We start from the raw sequence: 10627 nt of genomic DNA, 5'->3' as shown, positions 1-10627 counted from the left end.
GGTGCGTTTGTAACGGCGATATTCAGGTTCCCAGAAATTACTTTCAATTTGTTGTTGCAGTAATTCATCTGGACAAGGTAGGGCTAATTCTTGCTCGATAGCTTTTTTAGCCACTGCAAAAGCAATATATTTGCTCACTTGCTGAATGTCTTCCCGTCTTGGCAGTAGTTAGAACGCGGTGCGTTTGTAACGGCGATATTCAGGTTCCCAGAAATTACTTTCAATTTGTTGTTGCAGTAATTCATCTGGACAAGGTAGGGCTAATTCTTGCTCGATAGCTTTTTTAGCCACTGCAAAAGCAATATATTTGCTCACTTGCTGAATGTCTTCCAGTCTTGGCAGTAATGAGCCGGTACCATTTTGACCAAGGGGTGAACACTCTGCCAGCGCACGACTTGATGCCATCAGCATTTCATCTGATACCCGAGTTGCGCCACTTGCTAATACGCCTAAGCCAATACCGGGGAAGATAAAGCTATTGTTACATTGAGCAATTTCAAAGGTTTCTTCTTCAATTACAACTGGTTCGAACGGGCTACCGGTAGCCACAAGTGCTTGGCCATTGGTCCAATGCAGCACATCTTTAGGCGTTGCTTCAACGCGGCTGGTTGGATTAGATAGCGGGAATACAATCGGGCGCTTGCAATGGCTATGCATGGCTTTGATTATTTCTTCGGTAAATAAACCTGGCGCACCAGATACGCCAATAAGCACAGTTGGCTTGGCATTATTAACCACATTAAGTAATGAAATGTGATCGCTAAATCCGTCCCAGTTTTCAATATTAGCGGTTTTTTGTGCCAGTTTTTGCTGGAAGCCTAACAGGGTTGGCATGTTATCAAGTAACAGTCCCCAGCGGTCGACCATAAACACTTGTGAGCGTGCTTGCTCGTCGCTAATACCTTCAGCAACCATTTGCGCCACAATGGCTTCAGCAATACCACAGCCGGCACTACCAGCGCCTAAAAAGGCGACTCTTTGCTTACATAATTGCGTGTTTGCAGCTTTACAGGCTGCTAGTAATGAACCTACAGTCACTGCTGCAGTACCTTGAATATCATCATTAAAGGTACAGAATCTATCTTTGTAGCGCTCAAGTAATGGCATGGCATTTTTCTGAGCAAAATCTTCGAATTGGATTAATGCTTCAGGCCAGCGACGACTAACCGCTTGCATAAACTCTTCAACAAACTCAGCGTATTCTTCACCGCCAATACGCTGGTGGCGCCAGCCCATATACATAGGGTCTTCTAGTAAATGAGGGTTGTCAGTGCCGACATCTAAGGTGATCGCCAAGCAGTACGCCGGACTGATCCCGCCACAACTGGTGTATAAAGATAATTTACCAATGGGGATCCCCATGCCACCAATACCTTGATCGCCTAAGCCTAAAATGCGCTCGCCATCGGTTACCACAATGACTTTTACTTTATGACGGGTCGAGTTATTGAGGATGTCATCAATACGGTCTTTATTGGAATACGAGATAAACAGACCACGGTTACGGCGATAGTTTTTAGAAAAACGCTCACACGCTAAGCCTACCGTAGGGGTATAGATGATTGGCATCATTTCACTGATGTGATTACGCACTAAACGATAAAAAAGCGTTTCGTTGGTATCTTGAATATTACGCAGGTAAATATGCTTATCGAGATCGTTAGTAAAGTTTTTATATTGATCATAAGCACGCGATGCTTGCTCATCGATAGTTTCAACCACCCAAGGGATAAGCCCTTCAAGGTTAAAGTAAATGCGTTCTTCTTCGCTAAAAGCAGTGCCTTTATTGAGCATAGGAGATTCAAGAATCGCTGGACCTGCGAAAGGAAGATAGAGAGGGCGTTTATTCTCGTCCATTGGAAACCTTATTGTCAGTGACGTATTGCAGTTATTTTTATCTACAGTTAGTTAATTTTTATCTCAAAGATAGAATTTTGTTGTTAATCGTAGACGTATCTTGTTATCGGTGCAGGTTATCACATCTTGATTTTATTGTGGTCTGTTAAGTGAGCCTAATCACAGATTTTTATTGATGTTTTTTTAGGCATTGGCTATTTACTTTTATGGTAAAGGCTTAAAAGTCATGTGGATGTATTTACTGAGGTTTTAGATAATCCACACAATCAGCTGTGATTTTGACAAAGTTGGTTACATTTTTAGCGGCGTAATTTAGCGCGGTTCTGCCATGATGATTTTAAGGTGTTTTACATATTGGGGTGTTATGGCAGTTCCTTTTATCTTGTTAGGCAGCGCAGCAATCACAGCAATGCTGGTGGCTGACGAGCACAAAAAGCGTCAATTGCTCCATAGACAACGCTATTTAGGTCGTGCGCCAGCGGTGCCTGATGACAACAATTTCAGCCCATTACTGCCAAGTATATTGCATCATAATAAGGTCAAGGTAAGCCCAGAGCCTGGGGCCATCGTGTGCTGTTTTGTATTTGGGGTCATTGAACATACAGGCGTGTGGCTTGGGGATAATAGCTTGGTGGAGTTACATGGCAGTGGCTTAATTAGGCCTATTTCGTCGGCGCGCTTTTTAAAAAGCCGCAGTGGCAGCCGGATTTTTCAAGCTTGTAATCATCTTCATCAACCCCTTGTAGCTCCTGAGGCGCTAGAAAGGGCGCAGCAATCATTATTTCAATATCGTGAGTATGAGCTATTCAATAATAACTGTCATCGGTTTGTGTGGTCTTGCATTAGCGGTCAAGAGGTGGCGATTTCAAATTTTGACAAACTTAATCAACGCTTAGCCCAGCATTTTAAACAAGCCATTTATTGGGATGAGCTGGCATCGCCAGATAGGCCTTATTGATACAAATAAAAATGCACAGCCTAAGCTGTGCATTAAATAAGGAAGCTTAAACGCTAAGGAAAATATTACATTCCGCGATGTTTAAGTGATAAACCTTTAAGGAAGTTACGTAAAATCTGATCGCCACAGGTTTTGTAGTTTTTATGGCTAGGATTACGGAATAACGCGCCTAATTCAGACTTACCAATAGCCAAGTCAGCAGAACCAATCAGCTCAATAATGTCATCTTCACGAAGTTCTAATGCGATACGTAATTTCTTGAAAATTAAGTTGTTGGTTAGATCTTTTAGCGGTGCAGGTACTTCACTACCTTCACGTAAACCACGTTTTTCGATGATAAAGCCATCTAAAAACTGACACATTAATTTGTCATTACAAGCTTTATAACCTTCTTCCTCTTCTTTCTTTAATAAGCTAATGATTTCGTCATTGCTGACTTCAACATTTGCTTGAGCGAAGATTTTAGTCATTTTGGCATTTGAGTAATCAAATACAAAACGAAGGCGGCGAAGGATGTCATTGTTAATCATAAAGGTCTCTGGGCGCGGCTGCGCTGGTAAAGTAAGTGCTTATGTTTAAAGTTACCTGAACGATATTACTATCACATCGCTTTAGGCTTAAAACACATTGAACAGTGATTATACCTGAGTTGAGGGCATTAGGTCAGATTATCTAACCACAGATCCGCTCTCTCATAATTATGATGCGGATATGCCAGTTCATGCTATGGCTTATTGTGACTGACTTATTGACATTGTAACTGGTTAAATTTGCTTTTAAAAAGCGATTATAGAATTAATTTCCAGTAAATAAATACAGCTGAGAAACCGACTAAATAGGTTAAACCAAACCAAGATAATATTTTCATTTTCAAACCATATCGATGTTCTTCAGGTAATGAATTACTGGTCATCAAGCGATAATTAAGCCAAGCAAAAATAACCGTGGTCATAAATGCTAGGGTCATAACAAACTCAAGCAGTGGTAATAGGGCGCCTTTAAAGAACCAAATTAAAGCCATTGCGAAGGCGGAAACCAGCAACATAACTCGGGTTAATCGTGCCGAGCAGTCTGGTTTATGGGTTAAAAGCTGCCAGCCAATATCTAAGGTTCTACTGTAACCATCAATCACGGTTACTGTGGTACTGAAAATACATAAAAAAGCGACAAGGGCAATCAAATAACGACTTTCTTGGCCCATAACATCGCTGTATAAATCGATCAGCTGGCTGGCAAATTTAGCCCCAGAGCTGGCAAATTGCTCACCACTACCATGCATAACCAGTGCCCCTAGGGCGAGAAACACAATCGCTAAAATAGCGGTGACAATAAAGCCTAAGTTAAAGTCAAAGATGGCTTGCTTACTGGTGACGGTTTGTGTTTTTTGCTTTTCCAATAGCCATAAAGAGTTCCAGGCACTGACTTCAATTGGCGCTGGCATCCAGCCCATCATTGCCACTAAGAAACCCACATAAGCCCATTGCCAAGGTGATTCACTGGGCACAGTTGCAACCGTTCCTGCTGAGTGATTAAAAGCTAATGTCACAGCGATTAGCGTGGTTAATGTCAGGGCTAGCATGATGACTTTAGTCAGTTTATCGAGTAACTGATAATGACCGAGGATCAATAATGCCAGCGAGCTGACTAAGACCAAAAAAGCCAGTATATCAATGGGCAGCGGCACAAACTGGGTTAGCATGGCTGCGGTTAACATACACACACCGGCAGTGCTGGCAATGGCAGCAATGGTATTTAAACAGGTAAACATCAGCAGGTAGCCACGACCTTGCTTTAAATAGCCATGGAGTAAGCTTTCGTTGGTGGCAGCGGTATAGCGAGCACCCGCAGCAAAGAAAGGGTACTTAAGAATATTGACTGCGAGAACAACCCAAGCTAATTGCCAACCAAACTCGGCGCCAGCACGGGTTGATGCCACCAAATGAGAGGCGCCAATGGCCGCTGCAGCCATTAAAATCCCCGGCCCTAGGCTGGCAAAGAGGGTGGCAAATCGGCTAGAGCGGCTTGTTGCTGGCTGAGCTGTTGTCATTATTTGTCTCGTTATTCTTCACGTCATGGGGCTGACATAAAATAGCTGCTTATTACACTATCTTATTGTTTAAATTGATAATGACTATGTCACACTTTATCAATAGTTGAATATAGCAAATTAATGGCTTACTGGTACGATTTGTTACATTTGCCTAAAAATCAATCGTTGACATCCTGTGGAAATTACTTAGGTTAGTGTATTGCGAAGTACTAATATACTGCGCGGTATTAGAAACTCAATCGAAAGAGTTCAGCTAAACCAGACTTAAAAATGATGTTGAGTCTAAACAAGTTAATATTTTAAATTAGGGATAATTATGTCACGACCTCAATTCTGGCGGAGCGCTTGCGCTACTGCCGTATCACTTATGCTCACCCCAACGTTTTTAACGCAGACCGCTTTTGCTGCCGAACCCGAAGTCGAACGCATTGAAGTTACTGGTACTCATATTAAACGGACCGATCTCGAAGGGGCTTCACCAATGACGGTGTTAAGCGCTGAAGATATTGCCCGTTCTGGCGCTCAAGATATTTCACAACTGCTCAGTAAACTCCCGGTATCGGGTAGTGGTACTTTTTCTACCCAAGGTAACAACTCAGATGACACTGCTAATGGTGGCGCAGCTGTGTCACTTCGTGGTCTTGGCGCTGATGCCACCTTGGTGTTATTAAACGGTCGCCGTATTGCGGTATCGTCGTTTGCAAAATCAATTGATACTGCCTTTGTTGATATAAATTCAATTCCGATTTCTGCAGTTAAGCGAATTGATATCGTTAAAGACGGCGCTTCTGCAACCTATGGTTCAGATGCGATTGCTGGTGTGATAAACATCATCATGAAAAAAGATTTCGAAGGCTTTGAGGTTAACGGCAAGATTGCTGAAACCGTTGAAGATGGCGGTGGTCAGCAAGCTGGCTCTATTTTGTGGGGCACGGAAGCGGCGAATGGAAAGTCTCATACCACAGTAATTTTTGATTATTTTAAAGAGCGTGAAACCTTATTTGCCGATCGTGATTATTCACGTTCAGCAGATCAAACTGCAAATGGCGGTAGCGACTTTAGATCGTCTGCGGGTAACCCTGGTTCATACATTCCTGCAACCATTGGTATGGATGGCTCAATTACCCCTAAATCAGACTTGTTTGGCTGGACCCCTGATGTAAATTGTCCCGCTGATAGTGTTAAAGGCAGTTACTGCCGCTATGATTACGCGCCAGAAATGACCTCAGTGCCAGAGTCGAGCCGCATGGGCTTATCAGTATTTCAAAACTATGAATTTAATGATGACTTAAGTCTATTTGCTGAGCTTATGTATCAGCATAATGAAAGTGTGATTAAAGGCGCTGCCAGCCCATCTTTTGGTGAGTTTTACATGCTCAACGATAACCCACTGTTTACCAGTGGCGCAGCTATTAATCCGTTTCCTGGTGAAGACTTGACCATGCGTCGGCGTTTAACTGAAACTGGGCCGCGACAAAAATCATCAGAATCAGATAGCGCCCGTGTGGTGTTAGGCTTAAATGGTATGTTGTCTGATTGGGAGTGGGAATTAGCTTACACCTATTCTTATAACCGTAACCTTGAATTTGGTGAGCAAGGCTTTGTGTGGACGCCACGTTTACAAGAGGCCATAAACTCAGGCGCGTTTAACCCGTTAGCGACGACCCAGCAAGGCACTGTGATTGACGATATCAGTGTTAATACCACCCGAAGTGGTAAATCAACCACCAATGCTTTCGACGGTAAAATCAGTGGCGACTTAATGGATATGCCTGCGGGCAGTTTAGCCATGGCGGTCGGTTTTGAGTACCGTGAAGAGTCATTGTCAGATAATCCTGATGAGCTGTTTAAGCGTGGTGAAATTTTTGGTACTGAAGCCACAGAAGCTGCAGGTGAACGCGATCAAACTTCATTATTTATTGAGTTAGCGGTACCGATTTTTGAGCGTTTAGAAGCGCAATTAGCGCTGCGTTATGAAGATTACAGCGACTTTGGTGATACCACTAACCCTAAAATAGCACTGCGTTATACCCCGCTTGATAACCTCACATTGCGCGCCAGTTGGGGCGAAGCGTTTAGAGCGCCATCACTGGTGCAATTAGGTTTAGGTCCTTCTCAGGAGTCACCTGGTTTAGTGGATACCACACGTTGTCCATTAACGGGCTTAGAAGAAGATTGTACTGCCCAAGAGCGTACGGTGATATTTTCTGGTAACCCTAATTTACAACCTGAAGAGTCGACCTCATATAACGTGGGCGGTGTTTGGGAAATCACTGATGGTTTAAGTGTCGGGGTGGATTACTGGAATTACGATCAAGATGGTTTGATCACCTCTGATACCCAATACTTAGTCGATATCCAAGGTGATAATGCCAATGTGGTTAAGCGTGAACCTTCATCGACTAATGTTCCCGGGCGCATTATTGAAATTTATGACCAATTTGGCAACTTAGGTAGTCAATCTACAGACGGTGTCGATTTTGATGTCAAATATGTATTGAATACCGACTCTGCTGGTGAGTTTGGCTTTAGCTATAACCTGACTTGGGTCAATAGCTTTGATCAAGTACGTGAAGACGGTTCAACGCGTGAGTTAGCTGGCGAGTACCAACATCCCGAATATCGCTGGATTGGTGGTATGGATTGGGGTTATACCGACTGGCAAACCAGCGCACGCTTAAACTACATTGGTGAATACACTGATAATGTTGATGCAGGCGCCACAGGTCAAATTGATTCAATGCTTACTTTGGATTTAAATGTCACTTATATTGGCTTTGACCATTGGTCACTGACAGTGGGTGCTAATAACGTGTTTAATGAAGAACCACCATTTAGTGCTGCTGACTTCATGGGTTACGATCAAGCAACTCATTCAGCCATCGGCGCCTTATGGTACGGTAAAGTTAGCTACCAGTTTTAATTAAACTAGGCTAATGTTTACAGCATGAATACCAAGCGGCGCAAGCCGCTTTTTTATGGCAGTTATTAGCTTACTTTATCAAACAGGGACAGATTATGATTACTTTGTATGGCACGCCCCAAAGTCGCGCATTACGCGTGTCTTGGCTATTAGAAGAGCTAGGCATTGAGTGGCAGTTTTCCTTTGTGGATTTTTCAAAAGGAGATAACCGCGCTGAAGCCTATTTGGCCTTAAATCCCAGTGGTAAAATGCCCGTGATTACGGATGGTGAGCTGGTGTTAACTGAGTCAGCCGCTATTTTACAATATTTGGCTGAAAAGTACGGTAATGGCCGATTTTTACCTATGCCTGGCAGCGCAGCGTCAGCAAAACATCATCAATGGGTCAGTTTTATTATTTGTGAATTAGAGCAGCCTTTATGGAGTATGGGTAAGCACCGCTTTGCTTTACCAGATGAGCAGCGTTTAGATGCCATGTTGCCAGTGGCAAAGTTTGAGTTTAATCGTGCTGCGGCTATTGCTGAATTATGGGTACCAGAATCAGGCTATCTTTGTGGCAGCGAGTTAACCATTGCTGATATTTTATTGGCGCAAACGTTATTGTGGGCCACTATGTTTGAGCAAACCATTCCGCCTAAACTCACCGCTTATCGTGACCGTTTACAACAAAGCCCGAGCTTAGCGGCAGCACTTAAAAAGTCAGCAGCGGCCAAAGCGGCGGCCCAAAGTGAGTAACACTTGATCGAATTGATTGAGTGAGTTTGATGTCACTATCGCTACACCGATAAAACTGACACTAAAAGTCAGCAATAAAAAGGGAAGCCAGAGGCTTCCCATTTTAATGTCATAAAGTGCTCGCTTAAGGGCTTACAGCTGAGCTGCAGCCCATTTTGCGCGGCTCTCACGGCTTTCACTCATGCCCTTGTCAGCACGGAATGATTTGTAGCTTTCCACTTCTAAGGCCACTAAGCTGACTTCAACATCAAGTACGATTTGGCATTCTTTTTTGATGCGCCACGCCGCAGTATTATAAAGCTCAGTGTAAGGCAGTGAGCTTAAAAACTCAGGATTGTACTGAGTGTAAATAGCTTGAGTTGGGTAAACCACAAAGGCTAAACGGCGCTTAGGTTCAGTTTTAAATAACGCTTCGATACCGTCAGTGGTGTTAAGCACTTGCATCTCAATGGTGTCTTCAATTTCAAGCAATTTCTTTTGTGCAACCACAGGCGCTTCAGTTTCACCTGCTTCCCAAGCAATCACCGCTTCAGGAGTGGTTTTAGTTAACTCAGCAATTTGCTCAACCGTTAACCCTAAAGATAACCGTAAACACTGCATTTCAATTGCGTTTAAGTTGTTTGATTTAGCCATGATGTTTCCTAATTTTCTAATACTGTAACGGTATGGGTTTACTGTGTACGTTGATGATGTTAGCTGGTCAAACTTAGGCTATTTTCGTTTCAGCCAAATGTCTTGGATCCAGTCCCACAATGATTCCCACATAATGTCGACCATGCGACCTTTATAGAAGTGACGCACATTGCCTTCTTGGTCGATACAATAAAAGTTATCGCCTTGCTGGCAGATAGCAATATATTCTCTTGGCATGCCGATAGACCAGGCATAGCTGGTCACTTCAGGTAAATAAGTGTGTGAATACGGATCTGATGCAGTGACCATTTCAATGGAGCCATAAATGACATCACTGGCAAATAATAAGTATTCTTTTAAATCATTTGGCAGTGAAATTAAAATTTGTTCTTCCACTTCTACCAGTTGCTCGAATGTCGGTAATTCGAGTGGTACTGGTACCGTTTCACTCAAGTCTTGTAGCATTTCAATGATGTCATTCATCAGTGTATCCAGTCATCGGGCAATAATGGCGGGAGTATAGCCTGAATGGCGCTTTTAACCAATTCAGATTTTATTTTAGGCAAAAAAAAGCACCTTTTAAAAAGGTGCCAAGGGGAGGTAAATAACAAGGGGTACAGGGGCGAACGTTAAACGAGTTAGTGCTTTATTTGAGAGTTTATGCCGCTTGCAGTTCTGCCAAACTCTGACGTTTATAGCTTAACCACGCTTTGTGATACAGCTTGTGTGAAGTTTGACGCAGTTTCACAATTTGCATAAATTCAAGCTCACTGACGGGTCTATGTTGGCGTTGAGCTTGTAATTCGATGTGTTGAATTTGCTCGTAGACATGGTGCTCTGGGCCGCTTTTAATTTCAGCAATCTTATTAAGGTGTAATTGCACTTCAGCAACCATTTGGCTTTGAGGCAGTTTAACCAGCAGGTTTAAATCACGGTAACCAGATGCTTTAGGAGTGGCAAAGCGGTTCTTAACTTGTACGACTTCAGCGTGTGCGACAATGGCTTTATAAGCGCTCATCAAGCTGGCAACATCATTAGTAACAATGGTTGCTCTGGCAATATCGGTGAGGTAGCTGGCATCACCGTCAAATTTAAGGGCGATTTTTTGCTGGGCTCTTTGGTAGCTTTTTATTTTAGGAATAATCGTGTAAGCCTGATTTTGCTGGCTAATTTTAGTCACTAAATTGCTTAGCTCCGATTGTGCCTCAGGGGCACGCTCAAACAAGGCATCTAAATCATGGCTAAATTGCTGCGGCGCCGCCCCGAGAGTATTTTGTAACGCTAATAGGCTGTCGAGATCGTTACTCACAATTTGCCTAAAGTCGTAAGTGGGCTTTACGGGTTTGGTGTCCACCGTTATGGCAATGGCATTGCGGCTTGTCAGCAACAATAAAAAGATAATAAAGGTTCTAAAAATTCGACTCATTGAGTATTCACCTTAGTTCAATATCTGCGTGAAATTGATGGGGCTA

9 protein-coding genes are annotated in these 10627 nt (G+C 43.1%); 3 read left to right on the top strand and 6 right to left on the bottom strand.

Annotated elements, in window-relative coordinates:
- Positions 1-168: 168 nt before the first annotated feature.
- Positions 169-1857 carry an NAD-dependent malic enzyme gene (locus AB4140_RS11320; protein WP_102475319.1) on the bottom strand — a complete coding sequence of 563 codons (1689 nt, stop codon included), beginning with the start codon at positions 1855-1857 and terminating at the stop codon, positions 169-171.
- A gap of 364 nt (positions 1858-2221) precedes the next feature.
- On the opposite strand from AB4140_RS11320, the gene AB4140_RS11315 reads away from it, so the two are divergent.
- Positions 2222-2815, top strand: a complete 594-nt coding sequence (locus AB4140_RS11315; RefSeq protein ID WP_102438516.1) for a hypothetical protein — start codon at positions 2222-2224, stop codon at positions 2813-2815.
- Between the two features lie 65 nt (positions 2816-2880).
- Here AB4140_RS11315 and AB4140_RS11310 read toward each other — a convergent pair whose 3' ends face one another.
- A complete protein-coding gene (locus AB4140_RS11310) occupies positions 2881-3345 on the bottom strand; it encodes a DUF1456 family protein (RefSeq protein WP_076539695.1) in 465 nt (154 codons plus the stop codon).
- Positions 3346-3602: 257 nt separating this feature from the next.
- On the bottom strand, positions 3603-4862 hold the full coding sequence (locus AB4140_RS11305; RefSeq protein WP_102475318.1) for an NRAMP family divalent metal transporter: 1260 nt from the start codon (positions 4860-4862) through the stop codon (positions 3603-3605).
- Between the two features lie 319 nt (positions 4863-5181).
- Here AB4140_RS11305 and AB4140_RS11300 point away from each other — a divergent pair, with 319 nt between their 5' ends.
- Together AB4140_RS11300 and AB4140_RS11295 are read left to right on the top strand one after the other, a co-directional pair.
- Positions 5182-7788, top strand: coding sequence for a TonB-dependent receptor plug domain-containing protein (locus AB4140_RS11300; protein WP_372000979.1), 2607 nt, complete (start codon positions 5182-5184; stop codon positions 7786-7788).
- Between the two features lie 95 nt (positions 7789-7883).
- On the top strand, positions 7884-8522 hold the full coding sequence (locus tag AB4140_RS11295) for a glutathione S-transferase family protein (RefSeq protein WP_102438506.1): 639 nt from the start codon (positions 7884-7886) through the stop codon (positions 8520-8522).
- Positions 8523-8654: 132 nt separating this feature from the next.
- On the opposite strand, the gene AB4140_RS11290 is transcribed toward AB4140_RS11295, so the two are convergent.
- The 3 genes from AB4140_RS11290 to AB4140_RS11280 form a co-directional block, all read right to left on the bottom strand.
- On the bottom strand, positions 8655-9155 hold the full coding sequence (locus AB4140_RS11290; protein WP_102438504.1) for a DUF4447 family protein: 501 nt from the start codon (positions 9153-9155) through the stop codon (positions 8655-8657).
- Positions 9156-9233: 78 nt separating this feature from the next.
- On the bottom strand, positions 9234-9638 hold the full coding sequence (locus AB4140_RS11285; RefSeq protein ID WP_076539686.1) for an SMI1/KNR4 family protein: 405 nt from the start codon (positions 9636-9638) through the stop codon (positions 9234-9236).
- Positions 9639-9813: 175 nt separating this feature from the next.
- Positions 9814-10581 carry a RelA/SpoT domain-containing protein gene (locus tag AB4140_RS11280; protein WP_102438502.1) on the bottom strand — a complete coding sequence of 256 codons (768 nt, stop codon included), beginning with the start codon at positions 10579-10581 and terminating at the stop codon, positions 9814-9816.
- Between the last annotated feature and the right edge of the window lie 46 nt (positions 10582-10627).

This window comes from Shewanella sp. 10N.286.51.B2 (assembly GCF_041469265.1).
Taxonomy (GTDB): Bacteria; Pseudomonadota; Gammaproteobacteria; order Enterobacterales; family Shewanellaceae; genus Shewanella.
The sequence above is the reverse complement of the archived record's forward strand: the minus strand, read 5'-3'. Positions and strand labels throughout refer to the sequence as shown.